Genomic DNA, 19,092 nt, shown 5'->3' with positions numbered 1-19,092 from the left:
AACAAATGGCAATAAATCGCGTTGCGATGGATTGGCTGGCGGCGTGGCATCTGTTGAAATAGAACTTTTGCCGCCAGCGAATCTGCCCATGCCCGCCATTGCTCCCGCCATCCGTTACCGCATTGCACCGCTTGATCTCTCCGCCCACCTGTTCCGCATCACGCTGGATGTGGCGCAGCCTGCAGCGGCGGGGCAGATACTGTGGTTGCCGGTATGGATACCGGGCAGTTACCTGATCCGCGAGTTTGCCCGCAATATCGTGGCGATCAGCGCGCAGGATGAACAAGGGCAGGCAGTGGCGCTGCACAAGCTCGACAAGCATCGCTGGCAGGCTGCCGCCATGCAGGGCGCGCTGACGGTGCAATACGATGTCTATGCATTCGATCTGTCGGTACGCGGCGCCTATCTGGATGAAACACGCGGCTTTTTCAACGGCACCAGCGTATTTCTGGCCGTAAATGGCCAGGAGGATCAGCCGGTAGCGGTGGAATTGTTGCCGCCGCCAGGCGTGGCTGCGTGGCAGGTGGCAACCAGCTTGCCGGCAGCCGGCGCTGTACCGTACACGTTTGGCAGCTACCAGGCAGCCAACTACGAAGAACTGATCGATCACCCGGTAGAAATGGGCGAGTTTGCGCTCGCCACTTTCAACGCTTGCGGCGTGCCGCACGATATCGTCATCGCCGGGCGGCACTGTGCCGATCTGGCGCGCCTGCAGCGCGATCTTACCCGCATCTGCGAATACCAGATCAGGCTGTTTGGCGAGCCGGCACCGTTCGGGCGCTACGTGTTCATGACCATGGCAACCGGTGACGGCTACGGCGGGCTGGAGCACCGCGCATCCACCGCGCTGCTCGCCAGCCGTGATGATCTGCCGCTGGCACACGAAACCGCCATCAAGCCCGCCTACCGCCAATATCTGGGGCTGTGCAGCCACGAATACTTCCACAGCTGGAACGTGAAGCGCATCAAGCCAGCCAGCTATGCACCCTACGATCTGGCACGGGAAAGCTATACCCGCCTGCTGTGGGCATTCGAGGGCATCACTTCCTACTACGACGATCTCACGCTGGTGCGTACCGGTCTGATCACGCAGCAGGAGTACCTTGATCTGCTGGCGCAAACGCTGACCAGCGTTGAGCGCGCTGCCGGCCGCAACAAGCAGAACCTGGAAGAAGCCAGCCTCGATGCGTGGGTCAAGTACTACCGGCAGGACGAGAACAGCCCGAACGTGCTGGTCAGCTACTACACCAAGGGGGCGCTGGCCGCGTTGGGCCTCGACCTGACCATCCGTAGCCGGACGCATGGCGCCAGAAGCCTGGACGACGTGATGCGCGCGCTATGGCAGCGCTACGGGCGTGATTTCTATCCGGTTGGCAATGGCGTGCCGGAGGATGAGTGGGAACGGCTGGCCAGCGAAGTGGCGGGTGTGGACCTTTCTGCCTACTTTGCGCTGGCGTTGCGTTCGACCGAGCCATTGCCGCTGGCCGCGTTGCTGGCCGGCTTCGGCGTGGAAACGCAGCTGCGTGCGCCGGCCGGTAGCAGCGACAAGGGCGGCTGGAAGGAGATCGGCGCACCCGGTAACAGCATCGGCGCCAAGCTGGCTGGCGAAGCGGGCGGGGTGAAACTGGCACAGGTCTTCGATGGGGGCGCTGCGCGCGCCGCCGGGTTGTCTGCCGGCGATGTGCTGGTGGCGTGGGATGGCTTGCGCATCAATATCGGCAATATCGATACGCTGCTGGGGACGGCGCTGCCCGGCAGCAGCGTGCCGGTGCATGCATTCCGGCGTGATGAGCTGATCGTGCGCCAGCTGGACGTACGCGCCGCAGAGGCGGATACGTGGGGGCTGCGGGTGAAGGATGACGACAGCACCGCGCTTGCCACACGGCAGCAATGGCTACTTGCACAATAAAGGGGCCCGGTCGCGGCAACAAGGCGTTGGGGATGGCCTTTCCACGGGTGATCGGCAGCAAGCTGCTGCAGAAATGGACTGCCGGTCACCAAAAATTCGTCTAGACGTCACGTCGATGTAACGATCTCTTTTTAGACTGCACCTGTTCCCATCCAAACGTACGGAGTGCAGTAGCATGAAAATCCGCAATCTTCTTCTCGCGCTGGGCGTGGCATCCATTGCCGCGGCCGCTGTCGCTGATTCCACCCTGACTGTTTACACCGCGCTTGAAGCAGACCAGATCAAGGCCTACCAGGAAAAATTCGAGCAGGAAAATCCGGGCGTCAAGATCAAGTGGGTGCGCGATTCCACCGGCATCATCACTGCCAAGCTGCTGGCTGAAAAAGCCAACCCGCAAGCCGACGTGGTAATGGGCCTGGCGGCTTCGTCGCTGCTGGTGCTGGAAAAGGAAGGCATGCTGCAGCCATACGCACCCAAGGGCGTGGAAAAGCTGACCAAGTCCTATGTCGATAGCGCCGCCGTACCAAGCTGGGTAGGCATGGACGTGTGGGGTGCCACCATCTGTTTCAACACCGTTGAAGCAGCCAAGCTGGGCCTGAAGAAGCCGGAATCGTGGAAAGACCTGCTCAAGCCGGAATACAAGGGCAAGATCGTGATGCCGAACCCGGCATCGTCGGGCACCGGTTACTTCGACGTTTCCGCATGGCTGACCCTTTTCGGCGAGAAGGGCGGCTGGGAATACATGGACAAGTTGCACGAAAACATCGGCCAGTACGTGCATTCGGGCTCCAAGCCTTGCAAGCAGGCTGCTGCTGGCGAATTCCCGATCGGTATCGCATTTGAATACCGCGCAGCCAAGCTCAAGGAAGGCGGTGCACCGCTGGATCTGGTATTCCCCAAGGAAGGCCTGGGCTGGGATCTGGAAGCTACTGCCATCATGAAGGGCACCAAGAGCCTGGACGCTGCGAAGAAGCTGGCAGACTGGTCGGCATCGCGCTCGGCCAACGAGCTGTATGAAAAGAACTTCGCCATCGTCGCCATGCCGGGCGTTGCCAAGCCGAACCAGTTCATCCCGGCCAACTACGAGCAACTGCTGGTCAAGCAGGATCTGAAGTGGTCCGCCAGCAACCGCGACAAGATCCTGGCCGAATGGACCAAGCGTTACGATAGCAAGTCGGAAAAGAAGTAAGCCGTTTTTCCCTGCCGGCCACTGCAATATGTGGCCCGCAAAGAAGCCCGCCGGTATATGCCCGGCGGGCTTTTTCTTTGTGCGTGGTTGATGGGGTGCATCTACCGGGCAAGGGCAGGTTCTTCAGCGGCAGCGGCAGGGCTGGCAGTGACGTTTCGCGCTGGTGCAGCCGCGGATACCCCATTGTGTAGCGCCGGATTTTCAGCTTTTCCCGTTATATGTTGCGGCTGCGTCACCATTGCCTGGCCGTTGTTACTTACGTTAAGCCGGCAAATGTGCCCGAAGCATGACATTGGCCTATCCCGTGCTTACGCCCGATCTGGGCGATTGCTCCCGCGGCGGTTCGGATATGCGACGGGTTTGCCCATGTTGCCCGGCATCTGCACACCGGTACCTGCGCTGGTGATGGTGAGGACTGTACCACTGTGCTGCAGCGCTGCCGCTGACAGCGATCTGGTTGTATACCCCTAATTGCACGTGGCCTGCCAAGCCGTATTTCTTCTGAAATTTCAAGCACATCCCGCATGACAGGCCGATGAGAAAGTCATCTTGTGCTGGTTGCTTTTCAGTCTGCAGCACCAGTCAGGATCCGCTGGCAACGCTTGAGTGTGCGTTTGCGTCGGCATGGTCGTTGCAAGGATGTGCTCCGGATTTTGTAAACCTTATACTTTCTATTTTTGAAAGTAATATTTCAGCAAAATTCAAAATATGATTTCAGTTAATGTAAAATTAATGTGGAGTTCAGCGGTTTGCTGCCCTATCATGCACCCCGTTGAAGCCGGATTGCTGCGCTGCGGCAAACCCGGCCCTTATTCCCGCAGATCGTTGCCTGATTCCGTACAGCCAGCCGGTATGACCCTGCATGATGCCGCGCGCCGGTGGGTGCCGGCTGGGTGAAGGCCTGATCGGCAATGAATGCCGGGGTGCACTGCCGTGGACTGGCATTCCACAGTCCTTTGCCGTCATCACGACGGCCACCAAGGGGGTTTGTTTGATGTATGTGACAGAAAGCCTGGGCATTGAAGAGATCCAATCCGCATCATATGAGAAAAAGACAAATCTGCCCTCGCAGGGCGGGTTGCAACTTCATGCATTTGATCCGCAATTGTTTCGCCATCATGCAGAGATAGCCATTGCCCGGCTGGAAAATCATCTGGCCGATACCAGTATCAGGGGATTGGCACTCACCGAGCCCGCCGGCCTGTTGCAGACAGCCAGAAACCTGATGAATTCCAAATCAGGTGATATCGCGATTGGCGATGACAAGAAATTGGGCGCAATCCTTGATCTATATATCAAGACCGGCATCCAGGTGCATTCACCCGGCTATATGGGGCGGCAATTCTCCGGCGTGGTGCCATTGGCCGGTGTGGTGGATTTTGTCAGCTCCATCATCAATCAGCCTTCGTCATTTTATGAAGCGGCGCAATTGCCCAGCGTGGCCGAGCGCATCATGGCAGAGGAATTGAACCGATTCATCGGTTGGGCGCCGGAGCAATTTGCCATGATCACCACATCGGGTGGATCACTGGCCAATCTGACCGCCATCCTTGCCGCGCGTAACGACAAATTCCCGCAGTGCTGGTCGCAAGGAATTGGCGCCGTGGCCGGGCAGCCGCGCCCCGCCATTGCGGTGGGTGACGACGCGCACTACAGCGTGTGCCGCGCTGCCGGCATTCTGGGCATCGGCGAAGACCAGATCGTGCGCTTGCCGCTCAACCACAAAAAGCAGATCTGCCCGCAGCAGGCCAGGCAGACGCTGGCGGATGCCAGTGCGCGCGGCCTGCGCGTGTTCTGCCTGATTGCCTCGGCCGGCACCACATCGACCGGTGCTTTCGATCCGATCGACGAGCTGGCCGATATTGCCGAAGAACAGGATATCTGGCTGCATATTGACGGCGCACACGGTGCCAGCCTGTTGGTATCGGATACCTTGCGGCACAAGCTCAAAGGCATCGAGCGGGTTGATTCGCTGGCTTGGGATGCGCACAAGATGCTGTTCGTACCGGCCATGTGCACCTTGCTGTTCTACAAGGACAAAGCCAAGAGTTTTGGCGCATTTCGCCAGAATGCCAGTTATGTATTCGAGAAAGAGCCGGATATTTATACCGAATACGATAGCGCAGAACAGAATTTCGAATGCACCAAGCGCCCGCTGATCATGAACCTGTGGGTATTGTGGACGCTGTATGGCCCCGCGCTGTTTGCTGAAAAAATCGAATACCTGTGTGATCTGGCATTGCATGCCTATCACATCATCAATGCCCAGGAAGATTTCGAAACCGTGCACCGCCCCGAGTGCAATATCCTCTGCTTCCGCTATTTGCCTGCCAATCTGCAGGCCAGTAATTACCCCGATTTTCAGGTGGCAATCCGCAACCGCATACGCGGGGATGGCAAATTCTTCATTTCCAAAGTGGATGTGGATGAGGCCGGCGCCTTGCGCATCGTGATGATGAATCACCAGATCACCACCGCGCATATCGAAATGCTGTTGCAGGAAATCCGTATCGTCGGCCAGCAATTGCTGTCCGGCCATACCCGCTAACCGTAACGCCCTGAATCAACCATGGACAAGAAAGCAATGACTCAGCAAACATTGACCGCCAGTGCAATCGATCAATTGGTTCAGCAGCTGATTCCGGCTGCAGAGCTGGAACCGCGTTCGATTGACGAGGTGGTCAAATTGCCCGCATTTGCGGAAAAGATGGCCGCGTGTGCGGCCGCGCTGCAAACGCCATACAGCGAGATCGACCATGTGGTGCAGGACGCGCTGGTATTGCGCCGCCTGCAGCAGATGACCAATACCGTGTTGCTCAACCCGCTGTGGAAAGAGCGGCTGGCACTGGGGAGCATCACGGCAGCCCCGCGCGATTTTGATGAATGGCAGCGCATTCCGGTTGCGGACAAAAGCATCCAGCGTGATTTCTTCATGGGCACGCGGCCCGGCCAGGTGGTACCGCTCAGCTATGGCGGTTTCGAGATTGTCGCCAGCGGTGGCACCAGCAGCGGCCAGCCGGTGGAATCGGTGTATTCGCTGCGCGAATTGCACGATACCTACAAAGTGGCCGGTGATTTCATGGGCCAATACCTGCTGCGCGATTACCTGACCGGTACCGATCCGAAATGGATGATCACCACGCTGGCTGATTACCAGATGTGGAGCAGCGGCACCATGGTGGGCGGGGTATTGCAGCATATCCCCGGCATCAATTACATCGGCGCCGGCCCGGTAATGAAGGATGTATACCAGCACATCATGAATTACCCGGGCCCCAAGGCCTTCATGGGTATTTCGGCTGGTGTGGCCATCCTCAGCGAACTGGGCCAGGGCTTGCCGGAAGCCGCGCGCAACAGCTTCCGCGTGGCGCTGTATGGCAGCGGCGTGGTGGCGCAGCGCAAGCAGGTCGAATTGAAGGCGCTGTACCCCAACCTGAACATCCTCAGCTATTTTGCCGCTACGCAGGCAGAAACCATCGGCTTGCAGCTCGATGCCGGGTCGCCGTGGCTGACGGCGGTGCCGGGCCTGCACCTGATTGAAATCGTCGACGAAAACGGCCGCTGGGTGGCCGAAGGCGAAGAGGGCGAGCTGGTGGTTACCCGCCTGCACGCGCACGAAGCACCGCTGCTGCGCTTCAAGCTGGGCGACCGCATGATCCGCCGCCCCGCGCGCGATGGCGCCGGTCTCAAGGCGCAGCAGTTCGAGTTCTCCGGCCGCAGCGGCGATGTCATCCACCTGGCCGATACCCAGTACGCGGCACCGCAAGCGTATGCGGCGCTGGTGCGCGAGCTCAAGACGGCCAGCGTGTTCGACCTGGATACGCTGGCGCACGACATGCAGTTCGTCAATCACCGCAAGACCAGAACACTGCAGCTGATTGCATCGGTGGACGAGCCCGAAGTGCTGACTTCGCGCCTGGATTACCTGCTCGGTGCCGAGGGGCTGCGTCGCGTATTCATCGAGGCGCTGACGCGTTCGCTATCACTGTTCAACCAGGGCGAAGCCAACCATTACGCCATCGACAAGACCGGCTACCGCTTCGAAATCCGCCTGGTGCACAAGCACTCCGACCAGATCCACCGCACTGATGTAGGCAAAGTGCCGCTGCTGCGGGACATTTTCTGACGCGTATCGTTTTACGGGAACCATGCCATGCCAAAAATCGCCGACCGGATGAACCAGATTCCCTTTTCGGGAATACGGACCATTTTCGAACGCGTTGCCCGCCTGGAGCAGGAAGGCAACAAGATCATCCATCTGGAAGTGGGGCGACCGGATTTCGATACACCGCCGCATATCAAGCTGGCTGCCCAGCGCGCATTGCGCGATGGCCATGTGCACTACACATCCAATTTCGGCATCCAGCCGCTGCGCGAAGCCATTGCCCGCAAGCTCAGGTACGACAACCAGCTGGTGTTCGATCCCAAAACCGAAATCATCGTGACCGCCGGGGTATCGGAAGGCATCGTGATGACGGCGATGGCGCTGCTCAACCCCGGTGACGAAGTGCTGATCCCCGAGCCGCTGTTCCAGTGCTACGAAATCGCCGCGCGCATGGCCGGCGCCGTGCCGGTACCGGTGCCGGTCTATCCGGAGAACGGCTATCAGCCCACCCGCATGGATCTGGAAGTGCGAGTAAGCAAACGCACCCGCCTGCTGATCGTCACCACGCCGGGCAACCCCACCGGCGTGGTGCTGGGCGCCGCCACACTGCAGATGCTGGCCGATTTCGCCATCGATCACGATCTGTTCGTGATGGCCGATGAAATCTACGAAAAGCTGGTTTACGACCAGTGCCGGCATATCAGCATTGCCAGCCTGCCGGGCATGCGCAGCCGCACCATCACGCTCAACGGTTTTTCCAAGAGCTACGCGATGACGGGCTGGCGGCTGGGCTATGTGGCTGCCGATGCCGCGCTGATCCAGGCGCTGGTACGCATTCACCAGTACTCGGTGGTGTGCGCCACATCGTTTGCGCAGTGGGGCGGCGTGGCCGCGCTGGATGAATCGCAGGAAAGCCTGCACAGCATGGTGGCGGAATTCGATCGACGCCGGCTGCTGGTGATTGCCGAGCTGCAGAAGATCCCCGGCCTGGCTTTCCCGCGCCCGCAAGGTGCGATGTACGCCTATATCGATGTCTCCGGCGTGGCAGCCGATGCGTTCGAACTTGCCAATGACTTGCTGGAGCAGGCGCATATCGCGGTGGTGCCATGGGACAAGCGGCATATCCGCATTTCCTATGGCAACAGCTACGAAAACCTGCAGATTGCACTGCAGCGCATGCAACGGCATTTGCAGCTGGAAGCAGTGGTTTGAGGAGTGGGAGGTATGGCCGGCATGGGTTTCGGCATGGGGGGCATATGCATACGCAAGGCGTTTATGGGCACATGCCCATGGAGAATCACACGTGATCAAACAGACAGGTGAGAAGTCATGCAAACGATCAATATCGTAACCATCATCGATGTACTGGGCGCCCTCTCCAAGGGCTCGCTGCAGAACAATATCTACATGGTCGACAACAGCTGGAACAGCGAAAACCAGGGTACCTCCGACCTGGTCACTTCCTGCTATCCCGGCCAGCCTATCAACTGGATCATCCACGCGATGGATGTGCAGACACCGGTACTGATAGACAGCATCAATTTTCTTGATAAAGACCGCCAGTATTCGGTTTCCCACGGTTTTGACGCAAAGCCGGTTCTGGGCACCGCGCCGCATTGGTATACCTGGTCGGGCATTGTGCCGTGCTATCTGCCGGCAGGCGAATACCGCTATAGCCTGAAGCTGCAGATGGGCCGTGGCCAGAACAGCATCATGTATTCCGATGCGCCCGCGCTGAACGTGAATTTGCTGTAACGGAGCGGGAGGCGCCGGCCGTTGCCGCTGCCTGGCCGTTTTCCGGCACACCAACCAATACAAAGAGACCCTGCGATGAGCCAGCAATTAGCCATTCTGATCATGATCGACACTGCCGCAGCCATCAAGGCGGGCAATCTGGCGGATCACATATACCTGATAGACAACGCCAAGTGGGTGGGTTCGACCGGTGAAGCGACGGCCAACCTCGTGACGGCGGTAGACGGCACCCGCGTACGCAGCCAGATGGATGCGCAAGTGCTGAACTGGCTGCCGTATGGCATCGGCGATCTGCCGCACTCGCTGCCGCAATCGTTCTTCCTGAGCCCCGCTGCCAAGAAAACCATCAATGCCACGCTGGTGCACCCGGCCAGCGATCCACAGGCCCCGGCAGGCAGCGCCGCGGCAGACGAAGCCGCCACCGCAACCGCCAGCGTGGCTACGGCCAGGGTGGCTGCGGACGAACCCAGCCCGCATGCACGTGGCGCGCAGCACATTCCGCGGCTGGAAGCCAAGCGCATGGATATCACCGGTGCATTGCTGGGCAAAAGCAAGGCCAAGGGCAATACCGCGCTGTATACGTATCCGATGCCACTGGTCACCAATATCACCGGTGAAGCCGTGGATAAATACGTGATCTTCCCGGCGCAATACGGCTCGCCAGACCTGTTCTCCAAAGGGCTTTACTGGAGCGCAACGGTGGATACCAACAAGGTGGGCACCTATGCCTACACGTTGCATATCACGCTGTTCAATCCTTACGAGAAAGATGGCGAGGTCGCGTGGGAGCCGGTCGCATTGACCTTCGATTCGTATATCAACGTCACCAACGAGGCCACCAGAAACGGCTTTTTGAAAGTGCCACAAATGCTGCCTGCGTGATCAGCGGGTTGCCGGCAATTTCCTCTAATTCGGGAGCACGGAATGAAAGCAATATCCATTGTGGCGGTGGTCGATGTGGTCGGTGCGCTGGCCAACGATACGCTGACCGGTAATCTCTACCTGCTGGACAACAACAAGAGCAATGGCTCGACCGACGAAGGCACCGATGTGCTCAAGACCCGGGTGAAGAAAGGCGATCAACTGGTGTGGGTGGTGCAAACGCTCGAATGCGAAGCGTATGCCAGCATTGCCGGCATCGATGTCGACAGCAAATTCGCCGAATACATCGAGCCGCAGCAAAAGACCTACCAGGGCACCAATGTCACCTACTGGTCGGCCACGATCAAGAAAGACCTCGATGTGCCTGTGCCGTACAACCTGCGCTTCCGGCTGGCCAGCCGCGCCAGCGACATCGCAACGTCCAGTTCACCATTGCTGCTGGGCAGTGCCGCCTGATTCACCGGATCACGACAAGATTAACCAGGAGAAAGTCATGCCCGTACCGCTCAATTCGGTGCAGCTCAATGTCATCACCGTTGTCGATGTCGAAAAGGCCATCCATACCGGCACGCTCGATGGCAGCCTGTACATGATGGACAACAGCGCAGATATCGAAGGCCTGCACAGTGCCGGTCAGGGTAGCCCGCTGCTCAGCACCACCTGCACACAAGGCCAGGTGATCAACTGGATCATCTACCCGCTGGTCGGGCCGACATCGGCACGCATCAGCAACATCGCTTTCGTCGATCACGACGTGTGCACCCGGCTGGAAATCTATGGCGCACCGGATATCGAGGCCTCGCCGCGTTACCTGCCGGGTGTCACGCCGGTTTATGACTACTGGGCCGGCATGGTGCTGCCCGATCTGGCGCCCGGTACCTATCACTACAAGCTGGAAATCCAGATGGGCGGGAAGTACATGTACCTGGAATCCCCGTCGCTGAACGTCATTCCCCTGCAGTAGGCAACGCACCAGCGCAGCGATGCGCTGTTGCCGCCTGCCGCTTCATTGCATGAACTCTAGGAGAATCAAAATGACCAAGGCCTTGCTCGTTATCGATGTCCAGAATGATTACTTCACCGGCGGCAACCAGGAGCTGGTGGGCATGGAATATGCGGCCAGCAACGTGCGCCGCGTGCTGGAGCATTTCCGCACCGCCAATCTGCCGGTGTTTCACGTGCAGCACCTTGCCGTGCAGGACGGCGCGAACTTCTTCGTGCCGCATACCAAGGGCTGCGAAATCAACGAAGAAGTGCAGCCGAACGAAACCGAAATCGTCGTCACCAAGAACTATCCCAATTCGTTCCGTGATACCGGGCTGGACGAAGCACTGAAAAAAGCCGGCATCACCGAGCTGGTCGTGGTGGGCGCAATGACGCATATGTGTATCGATACCACGGTGCGCGCAGCGTTCGACCTGGGCTATGTGAACACCGTGCTATCCGATGCCTGCGCAACGCGGGCGCTGGATTTCAAGGGCTGGCATATCCGCGCTGCCGATGTGCACGTGGCATTCCTGGCTGCACTGCAGGTGCCGTTTGCCACGGTCATCACCACTTCGGAATACCTGAACGCCGCCTGAGCGTACATGCCTGCTGCCGGATAGACCGGCGTTTGCAAGGGCCTCCACTGGAGGCCCTTTTGCATTGGCGCACGCTGATCCATCCGGGTGAACAAGGGTTGGAGCGGGAAACTCGCACACTGGTCGGGTTTTTGCAAAAGTCGTCTAGACGTCATGGGCACGTAACACAAGATGTCTAGACTTCGCGCCATCGTACCCGACTGCAATGATCATGCCGCTGACCTGGCCCCATCTCGAATCCCTGCTCGGCGCCAGCGCCGCGTCGCTCTATGGCGGTGAGGCCATCTCCCAGCTTGAGCACGCGCTGCAAAGCGCGGAGTGCGCAGAGCTGGCCGGCGCAAGCGCTGCCTTGATCACCGCCGCGCTGTTGCACGACGTTGGTCATCTGGTGGCCGGGCAGGGTGATCACGACCTCGCCATGGGCGTGGACGACCGCCATGAGCAGATCGGCGTGGCCGCGCTCAAAGACCTGTTTGCCGACGACGTGCTGGCCCCGATTGCGCTGCATGTATCTGCCAAGCGCTACCTGTGTGCCACCGAACCGGGCTACGCGGCTGCGCTGTCGGACGCATCCGCGCTGTCGCTGGCGCTGCAGGGCGGCCCGATGGATGCCGGTGAAGTACGCCGTTTTGCCGCCAACCCGCACGCCGTTGCCGCAGTAGCGCTGCGCCGCTGGGATGACGAAGCCAAGATCGTTGGCAAGCTTACCCCGCCGCTGGCGCATTACCTTGCGCTGGCCCGGCAGGTTGTCCGTCCTGATTCTTCCCGTACTGCCCGGAGTGTTTCCGCATGAAAGCCGATTTCCCCGTAACCGGAACCACTGCCAGCGAGCTGCTGCGCACCGATGGCATTGCCAAACGCTTCGGCGATTTTTCGGCACTGTCCGGCATCGATCTGTCGGTCAGGAAAGGGGAGTTCCTGTGCTTGCTCGGCCCGTCCGGCTGCGGCAAGACCACGTTGCTGCGCATCATTGCCGGGCTTGAAGCGCCCAGCGCCGGCCGCTTGTTCATGCAGCAGCGCGACGTAACCCGGCTGCCCGCCAGCGAGCGTGATTACGGCATCGTATTCCAGAGCTATGCACTGTTTCCCAATCTCGATGTGGCCGGCAATATCGCCTACGGCCTGAAAGGGCGCCGCGAAGACAAGCAACGCCGCGTCACCGATCTGCTGGACCTGATCGGCCTGGCCGGCATCGAAAAGAAATACCCGGCGCAATTGTCCGGCGGGCAGCAGCAGCGGGTGGCGCTGGCGCGCGCGCTGGCCACATCCCCCGGCCTGCTGTTGCTCGACGAGCCGTTGTCCGCACTGGATGCCCGCGTGCGCGAGCACCTGCGCCGCGAAATCAAGGCGCTGCAGCAGAAGCTGGGCGTGACCACCATCATGGTCACGCACGATCAGGAAGAGGCACTGACCATGGCAGACCGCGTGGTGGTGATGAACCACGGCGTGATCGAACAGGTGGGTACGCCGGAAGAAGTCTATGCACAGCCGGCCAGCCGTTTCGTTGCCGATTTCGTTGGCCACGCCAACTGGGTGGATGCGGTGTTCTCGGTCGAGACTGGCGTGCAGGTCAACCAGATCGGCCTGTCGCTGCAGACGCTGCCGGCGCTGGCCGTGGGGCAGGGTGCATTGTCGCTGTTCATCCGCCCGGAAGACATCGTGCTGCATGCACACTGGGAAGGCGGCGCCATGGGCGAGGCCAATACCGCGCTGGCCGATATTGAAAAGATCGAATTGCTGGGTGGCTTTTACCGTGTGGCGCTCAATGTGCCGCTATGGGGCAACCTGCGCGTGAATGCCGATGTGAGCCGTGGCGATTTCCAGCGCCTGCGCCTGTCGCCGGAACGCCGCGTACCGCTGACGCTGCCGGCCGACAAGCTGCGTGCCTATGCGAAGGAAGATACCGGCTTCGCCAGCGGGGCGGCAGCATGATGGCCATCCTGCAGGCATTGCGCATCCCGGGCCTGGCATTGCGTGGCCCGGCGGCCGAGCGCAGCCAGCGCCTGGCCGGCGTGCTCAGCTGCGTGGTTGCGCTGGTATTGATCGTTTTCCTGGCGCTGCCACTGTCCGCCATCCTGGGCAAGGCAGTGACCGATCAGCAGGGCGCGTTCGTCGGCCTGGCGCAGTTTGTGGAGATCGCTGGCGGCAGCCATTTCTGGCATGCCATCCGCAACAGCCTGGCGGTATCGTGCACCACCGCGGTGATCGTATTGCCGCTGGCGTATGCGTTTGCTTCCGCGCTCACGCGTACCGCCATGCCCGGCAAGACGCTGTTCCGCGGCCTGGCGCTGATTCCGCTACTGGCGCCCTCATTGCTGCCCGGCATTGCGCTGGTCTATCTGTTCGGCAACCAGGGGGTGCTGAAGAGCTGGTTTCCGGACGGCAGCATCTACGGCTTCTGGGGCATCGTGATCGCCGAAGTCTTCTTCACCTTTCCGCACGCGCTGATGATCCTGATCACCGCATTGTCGGTGGCGGATGCACGGCTGTACGAAGCTGCCAATGCACTGGGTGCTGGCCGCCTGCGCCAGTTCTGGACGGTGACACTGCCAGCGGTGCGCTACGGGCTGATCTCGGCCGCGCTAGTGGTGTTCACGCTGGTGATCGTCGACTTCGGTGCTCCCAAGGTGATCGGCGGCCAGTACAACGTACTGGCGGTGGAGGCGTACAAGCAGGTGATCGGCCAGCAGAACTTCCCCAAGGGGGCGGTCATCGGCCTGCTGTTGCTGTTGCCGGCCGTGCTCAGCTTCGTGGTGGATGTGGTGCTGCAGAAACGCCAGCGCGCATTGCTTACCGCGCGGGCACAGCCACTGGTGCCGGCAAGGCAACGCTGGGTGGATCTGCTCAGCGTGGCGTGTTGCGCGCTGATTGCCGCTGGCTTGCTGGTCATCCTCGGCACGGCGGTCGCTGCGGCCTTCATCAAGCTGTGGCCCTACAACCTGGCCCCCACGCTTGCGCATTTCGATTTCGACAATATGGATGGTGGTGGCTGGCTGGCGTTCTGGAACAGCCTCAAGCTCTCTGGTGCCACCGCGGTACTGGGGACGGCCACGGTGTTCACCGGCGCTTACCTGGCGGAAAAAACTGCTGCCGCACCGGTGGCCCGGCAACTGGTCAAGCTGCTGGCGGTGCTGCCCATGGCGGTGCCGGGGCTGGTGCTGGGGCTGGGTTACATCTTCTTCTTCAATGATCCGCAGAACCCGCTGCATTTCCTGTACTGCACGCTGGGCATCCTGGTGCTGTGCTCGGTCGCACACTTCTACACCACCGCGCATCTCACTGCCGTCACCGCGCTCAAGCAGCTCGACGGCGAATTCGAAGCGGTGGCGGCGTCGCTCAAGGTGCCGTTCTGGGTGACCGCATGGCGGGTGACGCTGCCGGTCTGCCTGCCGGCGGTGCTCGATGTGGCGCGCTACTTCTTCGTATCGGCGATGACCACGGTATCGGCGGTGATCTTCCTCTACACACCGGATACGGTGCTGGCTTCGGTGGCTGTGCTGAATATGGATGACGCCGGCGATACCGCCGCCGCCGCCGGCATGGCCACGCTGATCGTACTGACCTCGGCCGGCGTATGCCTGCTGTTCGGCTTGCTGTCACACGGGGTGCGCCGCCGCACCCAGGCGTGGCGTGCACGCTGAATACACCTTCTTCCTCTGCCGGGGCTCGCCCCGGTTTTTTTGAAATGGAAAATTGGTCTAGATGACTGGTTTTCCATGGCCGCAATTGCCAACACCTGTTCCGCCGCTGGTGAACAGGCCGCCCACAAGGAGTAATGAAATGCGTGAACCCATCCTGCTAACCCCCGGTCCGTTGACCACTACCCTGCGTACCAAGATGGCCATGCTCACCGACTGGGGCTCCTGGGATACCAGCTTCAATACGCTGACCGCCAGTGTATGTGCCGATCTGGTCGAAATCGCTCATGCCGGCGATACGCATGTGTGCGTGCCGGTGCAGGGTTCGGGCACGTTCGCGGTCGAGGCGGCCATTGGCAACCTGGTGCCGCGCGATGGCAAGTTGCTGGTGCTGGTGAACGGCGCGTACGGCAAGCGCATGGCGCAGCTGACGCGCGTACTGGGGCGCGCGGTGGCTGTTTACGAAACCGCGGACAACGTGCCGCCCGATCCGGCGGAAATCGCCGCGGTATTGGCGGCCGACCCGGCCATTACCCACGTGGGCGCCATCCATTGCGAAACCAGTACCGGCATTCTCAACCCGCTGGCAGCGATTGCCGCAGTAGTGGCGCAGGCTGGCCGCCGGCTGATCATCGATGCGATGAGCTCCTTCGGTGCGCTGGATATCGATGCACGCACATTGCCGTTCGATGCGCTGATTTCGTCCAGCAACAAATGCCTCGAGGGCGTGCCGGGCATGGGCTTCGTCATCGTCAACCGTGATGTGTTGCTGGCCAGTGCCGGCAACAGCCATTCGCTGGCGATGGATCTGCCCGATCAATACCTGTACATGCAAAAAACCGGTCAATGGCGCTTTACCCCGCCCACCCACGTGGTCGCCGCTTTCCGCGCCGCGCTGGATCAATACCACGAAGAAGGCGGCCAGCCTGCCCGGCTGGCCCGCTACAGCGCCAATGGCGCGGCACTGGTGGCCGGTATGCAGTCGCTGGGATTGTCGCTGTTCCTGCCGGCTCCGTTGCAAGCGCCGATCATTTACACCTTCCTCGCGCCCGATCACCCGGACTACGACTTCCGCCGCTTCTACGAAGCGGTGCGCGAACGTGGCTTCGTGCTCTATCCGGGCAAGCTCACCGAAGTGAACACCTTCCGCGTCGGCTGCATCGGTGCCATTGACGCTGCCGAGATCAAGCAGGCCATCGCCGCCGTGGCCGATGCATTGGACCAGCTGGGCTGGACCCGTTGATTTCACTCCCCGGCGGCTGCGTCCGCGGGTTCAAACAAGGATCTCCATGATGAATTATCGCTATTCCCGCCACTACACCGGCCCGGTACAGGCTGTCATTTTTGATTGGGCCGGCACCGTGTTCGATTTCGGCTCGTTTGCGCCTACCCAGGTGCTGATCGATGCGCTGGCCGGTTTCGGCATCGAAATCAGCATGGCCGAGGCGCGTATTCCGATGGGCCTCGCCAAGTGGGATCACATCCGCGCGCTGGGCGACATGCCACAAGTGGCCGCGCGCTGGCACGCACGCTATGGCCGGCCAATGAGCGACCGCGATGTGGATGCCGTCTACGAGGCATTCATGCCGCTGCAGGTGTCCAAGGTGGGCGACTACTCGCAACTGATATCCGGTGCATTGGTGACTGTGGCTGCACTGCGCGGCAAGGGCATCAAGATCGGCTCGTGCACTGGCTACCCGGGCGTGGTGATGCAGGCGCTGACGCCGATTGCCGCAGAGCGTGGCTACGCGCCAGATTGCATTGTCGCCACCGATGACCTGAAGGCCGGTGGTCGCCCGGGGCCATGGATGGTGCTGGAAAACGTGATCCAGCTGGGTGTGAGTGATGTGGCGGCGTGCGTGAAGGTGGATGACACCGTGCCCGGTATCGACGAAGGGCTGGCTGCCGGCATGTGGACAGTGGGCTTGTCGGTTTCCGGCAACGAAGTGGGACTGTCTGCAGAAGAATGGGTGGCGTTACCAACCGCGGAGCAGGCGCGCAAGCGCACTGCGGCGGAAAAGAAGCTGTACCTTGCCGGCGCGCACTACGTGGTGGATACCATTGCCGATCTGCTGCCGGTGATTTCGGACATCGAAGCGCGCATTGCCCGGGGTGAACGTCCGTGAACACGTGCGATGTGGCCATCGTCGGCGCCGGCATTGCCGGCCTGGCGCACGCACTGGCGGCCAGCAGGCAGGGGCTGAAAGTCACGGTGTTCGAGCGCGATAGCGCTGCGCTGGGGGCATCGATTCGCAACTTCGGCCTGGGGCTGGCACTGGGGCAACGCCCTGGCGACATGCGCACGCTGGCTTTGCGCTCGCGGGAAATCTGGCTGGACGTACTGGCGCAGGCCGGGTGCTGGCACAAGGCGCAGGGCAGCCTCATCATCGCGCGTGATGCTGCGGAATGGGCGGTGCTGCAGGAGTTTCAGGCGGTACGCGGCGCCGAATACCACACGCAGCTTGTCGGCGTGGATGACATCGCCGCACAGGGCTTGCCGGCTACCGCGCTGGGTGGCTTGTTCAGCCCCAGCGAAATCGCGCTGGAAGCGCGTGTGGCCATCCCGGCCATCGCACGCTGGCTGCAGAACATGCATGGCATCACCTTCGTGTTCGGCACGCAGGTCAATGCAATCACGCTGCCGCATATCCACACCAGCAGTGGCGTATGGCAGGCCGGGCGCGCCATCGTCTGCGCCGGGCACGATTTCCAGACGCTGTACCCGGAAGCGTTTGCCGGCCAGGGCCTCAAGCGCTGTTCGCTGCAGATGTTGCGTACGCGCAGCCCCGGCTTCACGCTGGGGCCAGCGCTGATGACCGGTCTATCCACGCTGCGCTACGAGGCCTTCGACGATCTGGCATCGCTTGCCGCCTTGCGGGCGCAAGTGCGCGAACACGATCCGTTCTTGCTGGATGAAGGCATCCACCTGATCGTGCAGCAGGTGGGCCACGCGGGTGAGCTGCTGATCGGTGATTCGCATCGCTACGGTGAATCGGTGGGGCCATTCAATACCGAGGCCGTCGATGCGCGGCTGCTGCAACTGGCCGAAGCCGCACTGGGCCGCCGGCTGGAAGTGGCAGAGCGCTGGCAGGGCATCTATGCCAGCGGCCCGGGTGATTATCTGGTGCGCGATGTGGCGCCGGGCGTCATGGCGGTGGCGATTACCGCCGGCGTGGGCATGAGCATCTCGTTCGCACTGGCGGAGCGTAATCTGGCTCGCTGATGCGGGACAGCTTCACGGCCCATCATGCCCCGGAGCGGCTACCGCTTCCAGATGATGGCCGCGGTACAGAGCATGCTCAGCGGCTGGCGATGCCCAACAAGGTGCGCAGATCGCGGATATCCAGGCTGGCCAGCCCGGGTTCCGCGCGCTGCATCGCCATCAGCACCGCCTCTGCAATGCGCTCGCTGGTCAGTGGCGCGACGGAATGCGGCAGCATGTACGCAAACTGTGCCAGGTAAACCGCCTTGAAGCGTGCCAGGAAGTCTTTGGGCGCATCATCCAGCCGGTAAGCACTCGGATGGATGTGGCTGACGTTTTCAAACGGCAGCAGCGCCAACTGGCGCGCGAGCTCGCCGCCTGCCAGTGGCAGGTTGCGCATCATCTGTACGGATGCGGCCACCGGCTGGATCAGGCAAAAGCGTTTGCTGCCGGCATGGGCGGCGGCTTGCGCCAGCGGCAATGCGTCCTGTGCGCGCATCGTGTGCATACCCAGGTCGCGCTGGCTGGACAGGCTGCGCTCACCTATGTGGCAAAACACATCGTCCACCGGCGGCAAAGCGCAGGCTGCCAGCACGGCGTGGTCCAGTGGCTCGCCGGGCAGATAGACATCATCACAGCGCGTGGTGCTGCTGACCATGGGTTTGCTGGTCAGCACCCACACATGGCGGTATTCCTGCACCAGCCGGTTGAGCAAGGTTTCACCCAGCCGGCCCACCGCGCCGGCAATCAACGCGGTACGGCGGGTATCCACGCTTTTCGGCTGTTCGTACAGTGCGCCGCGCAGGTCGATGTGAGGCTTCATCGTGCG

General features: G+C 61.1%; 17 protein-coding genes. 16 read left to right on the top strand and 1 reads right to left on the bottom strand.

The genetic code is table 11. The annotated features are described in order from the left end of the window. The first annotated feature begins 88 nt into the window (after positions 1-88). From IGB42_RS05985 to IGB42_RS05910, 16 genes are all read left to right on the top strand, one after another. On the top strand, positions 89-1,909 hold the full coding sequence (locus IGB42_RS05985; protein WP_159668403.1) for a M61 family metallopeptidase: 1,821 nt from the start codon (positions 89-91) through the stop codon (positions 1,907-1,909). 175 nt (positions 1,910-2,084) lie between these two features. Continuing rightward, complete coding sequence (locus IGB42_RS05980) at positions 2,085-3,098, top strand: putative 2-aminoethylphosphonate ABC transporter substrate-binding protein (RefSeq protein ID WP_159668400.1); 1,014 nt, start codon at positions 2,085-2,087, stop codon at positions 3,096-3,098. 1,078 nt (positions 3,099-4,176) lie between these two features. Then, positions 4,177-5,646 carry a pyridoxal-dependent decarboxylase gene (locus tag IGB42_RS05975; protein WP_159668394.1) on the top strand — a complete coding sequence of 490 codons (1,470 nt, stop codon included), beginning with the start codon at positions 4,177-4,179 and terminating at the stop codon, positions 5,644-5,646. 36 nt (positions 5,647-5,682) lie between these two features. Continuing rightward, positions 5,683-7,224, top strand: a complete 1,542-nt coding sequence (locus IGB42_RS05970) for a hypothetical protein (protein ID WP_159668389.1) — start codon at positions 5,683-5,685, stop codon at positions 7,222-7,224. A gap of 27 nt (positions 7,225-7,251) precedes the next feature. Continuing rightward, the gene (locus IGB42_RS05965; protein WP_159668384.1) at positions 7,252-8,415 is read left to right on the top strand and encodes a pyridoxal phosphate-dependent aminotransferase; all 1,164 of its coding nucleotides are present in this window, start codon (positions 7,252-7,254) and stop codon (positions 8,413-8,415) included. A 117-nt stretch (positions 8,416-8,532) separates the two neighbouring features. Beyond that, entirely contained in the window at positions 8,533-8,958 is a 426-nt protein-coding gene (locus IGB42_RS05960; protein WP_159668381.1) for a hypothetical protein, read from the top strand. Positions 8,959-9,033: 75 nt separating this feature from the next. Beyond that, positions 9,034-9,840 carry a hypothetical protein gene (locus tag IGB42_RS05955; RefSeq protein WP_159668378.1) on the top strand — a complete coding sequence of 269 codons (807 nt, stop codon included), beginning with the start codon at positions 9,034-9,036 and terminating at the stop codon, positions 9,838-9,840. Positions 9,841-9,882: 42 nt separating this feature from the next. Beyond that, complete coding sequence (locus tag IGB42_RS05950; protein WP_159668375.1) at positions 9,883-10,296, top strand: hypothetical protein; 414 nt, start codon at positions 9,883-9,885, stop codon at positions 10,294-10,296. A 37-nt stretch (positions 10,297-10,333) separates the two neighbouring features. Further along, positions 10,334-10,804, top strand: coding sequence for a hypothetical protein (locus IGB42_RS05945; RefSeq protein WP_159668372.1), 471 nt, complete (start codon positions 10,334-10,336; stop codon positions 10,802-10,804). A 70-nt stretch (positions 10,805-10,874) separates the two neighbouring features. Next, a complete protein-coding gene (locus IGB42_RS05940; RefSeq protein WP_159668369.1) occupies positions 10,875-11,423 on the top strand; it encodes a cysteine hydrolase family protein in 549 nt (182 codons plus the stop codon). A gap of 211 nt (positions 11,424-11,634) precedes the next feature. Then, positions 11,635-12,216 (top strand): HD domain-containing protein, encoded by a 582-nt coding sequence (locus IGB42_RS05935; RefSeq protein ID WP_159668366.1) that lies wholly within the window; start codon positions 11,635-11,637, stop codon positions 12,214-12,216. Further along, on the top strand, positions 12,213-13,355 hold the full coding sequence (locus IGB42_RS05930; RefSeq protein WP_159668363.1) for a putative 2-aminoethylphosphonate ABC transporter ATP-binding protein: 1,143 nt from the start codon (positions 12,213-12,215) through the stop codon (positions 13,353-13,355). Before IGB42_RS05935 ends, IGB42_RS05930 begins: the two co-directional genes overlap by 4 nt. After that, a complete protein-coding gene (locus tag IGB42_RS05925) occupies positions 13,352-15,064 on the top strand; it encodes a putative 2-aminoethylphosphonate ABC transporter permease subunit (RefSeq protein WP_236822508.1) in 1,713 nt (570 codons plus the stop codon). Before IGB42_RS05930 ends, IGB42_RS05925 begins: the two co-directional genes overlap by 4 nt. A 139-nt stretch (positions 15,065-15,203) precedes the next feature. Further along, entirely contained in the window at positions 15,204-16,304 is a 1,101-nt protein-coding gene (locus IGB42_RS05920; RefSeq protein WP_159668360.1) for a 2-aminoethylphosphonate--pyruvate transaminase, read from the top strand. Positions 16,305-16,350: 46 nt separating this feature from the next. Next, positions 16,351-17,187 (top strand): phosphonoacetaldehyde hydrolase, encoded by an 837-nt coding sequence (gene phnX / locus IGB42_RS05915; RefSeq protein ID WP_201799840.1) that lies wholly within the window; start codon positions 16,351-16,353, stop codon positions 17,185-17,187. Then, positions 17,184-18,284 (top strand): TIGR03364 family FAD-dependent oxidoreductase, encoded by a 1,101-nt coding sequence (locus tag IGB42_RS05910; RefSeq protein WP_159668357.1) that lies wholly within the window; start codon positions 17,184-17,186, stop codon positions 18,282-18,284. The genes phnX and IGB42_RS05910 overlap by 4 nt, the downstream gene beginning before the upstream one ends. Before the next feature lie 76 nt (positions 18,285-18,360). Here the strand turns inward: IGB42_RS05910 and IGB42_RS05905 are convergent, their stop codons facing one another. Further along, positions 18,361-19,086: a hypothetical protein gene (locus IGB42_RS05905; protein ID WP_159668354.1), complete on the bottom strand. Its 726-nt coding sequence runs from the start codon at positions 19,084-19,086 to the stop codon at positions 18,361-18,363. Between the last annotated feature and the right edge of the window lie 6 nt (positions 19,087-19,092).

The sequence above is a fragment of the Andreprevotia sp. IGB-42 genome, from assembly GCF_009848685.1.
GTDB lineage: Bacteria > Pseudomonadota > Gammaproteobacteria > Burkholderiales > Chitinibacteraceae > Andreprevotia.
The sequence above is the reverse complement of the archived record's forward strand: the minus strand, read 5'-3'. Positions and strand labels throughout refer to the sequence as shown.

Coding starts and splice junctions, on each gene's coding strand:
- IGB42_RS05950 (WP_159668375.1), top strand. CDS start 9,883: ATGAAAGCAATATCCATTGTGGCGGTGGTCGATGTGGTCGGTGCGCTG.
- IGB42_RS05940 (WP_159668369.1), top strand. CDS start 10,875: ATGACCAAGGCCTTGCTCGTTATCGATGTCCAGAATGATTACTTCACC.
- IGB42_RS05985 (WP_159668403.1), top strand. CDS start 89: ATGCCCGCCATTGCTCCCGCCATCCGTTACCGCATTGCACCGCTTGAT.
- phnX (WP_201799840.1), top strand. CDS start 16,351: ATGATGAATTATCGCTATTCCCGCCACTACACCGGCCCGGTACAGGCT.
- IGB42_RS05970 (WP_159668389.1), top strand. CDS start 5,683: ATGACTCAGCAAACATTGACCGCCAGTGCAATCGATCAATTGGTTCAG.
- IGB42_RS05920 (WP_159668360.1), top strand. CDS start 15,204: ATGCGTGAACCCATCCTGCTAACCCCCGGTCCGTTGACCACTACCCTG.
- IGB42_RS05925 (WP_236822508.1), top strand. CDS start 13,352: ATGATGGCCATCCTGCAGGCATTGCGCATCCCGGGCCTGGCATTGCGT.
- IGB42_RS05930 (WP_159668363.1), top strand. CDS start 12,213: ATGAAAGCCGATTTCCCCGTAACCGGAACCACTGCCAGCGAGCTGCTG.
- IGB42_RS05955 (WP_159668378.1), top strand. CDS start 9,034: ATGAGCCAGCAATTAGCCATTCTGATCATGATCGACACTGCCGCAGCC.
- IGB42_RS05980 (WP_159668400.1), top strand. CDS start 2,085: ATGAAAATCCGCAATCTTCTTCTCGCGCTGGGCGTGGCATCCATTGCC.
- IGB42_RS05960 (WP_159668381.1), top strand. CDS start 8,533: ATGCAAACGATCAATATCGTAACCATCATCGATGTACTGGGCGCCCTC.
- IGB42_RS05965 (WP_159668384.1), top strand. CDS start 7,252: ATGCCAAAAATCGCCGACCGGATGAACCAGATTCCCTTTTCGGGAATA.
- IGB42_RS05905 (WP_159668354.1), bottom strand. CDS start 19,086: ATGAAGCCTCACATCGACCTGCGCGGCGCACTGTACGAACAGCCGAAA.
- IGB42_RS05945 (WP_159668372.1), top strand. CDS start 10,334: ATGCCCGTACCGCTCAATTCGGTGCAGCTCAATGTCATCACCGTTGTC.
- IGB42_RS05935 (WP_159668366.1), top strand. CDS start 11,635: ATGCCGCTGACCTGGCCCCATCTCGAATCCCTGCTCGGCGCCAGCGCC.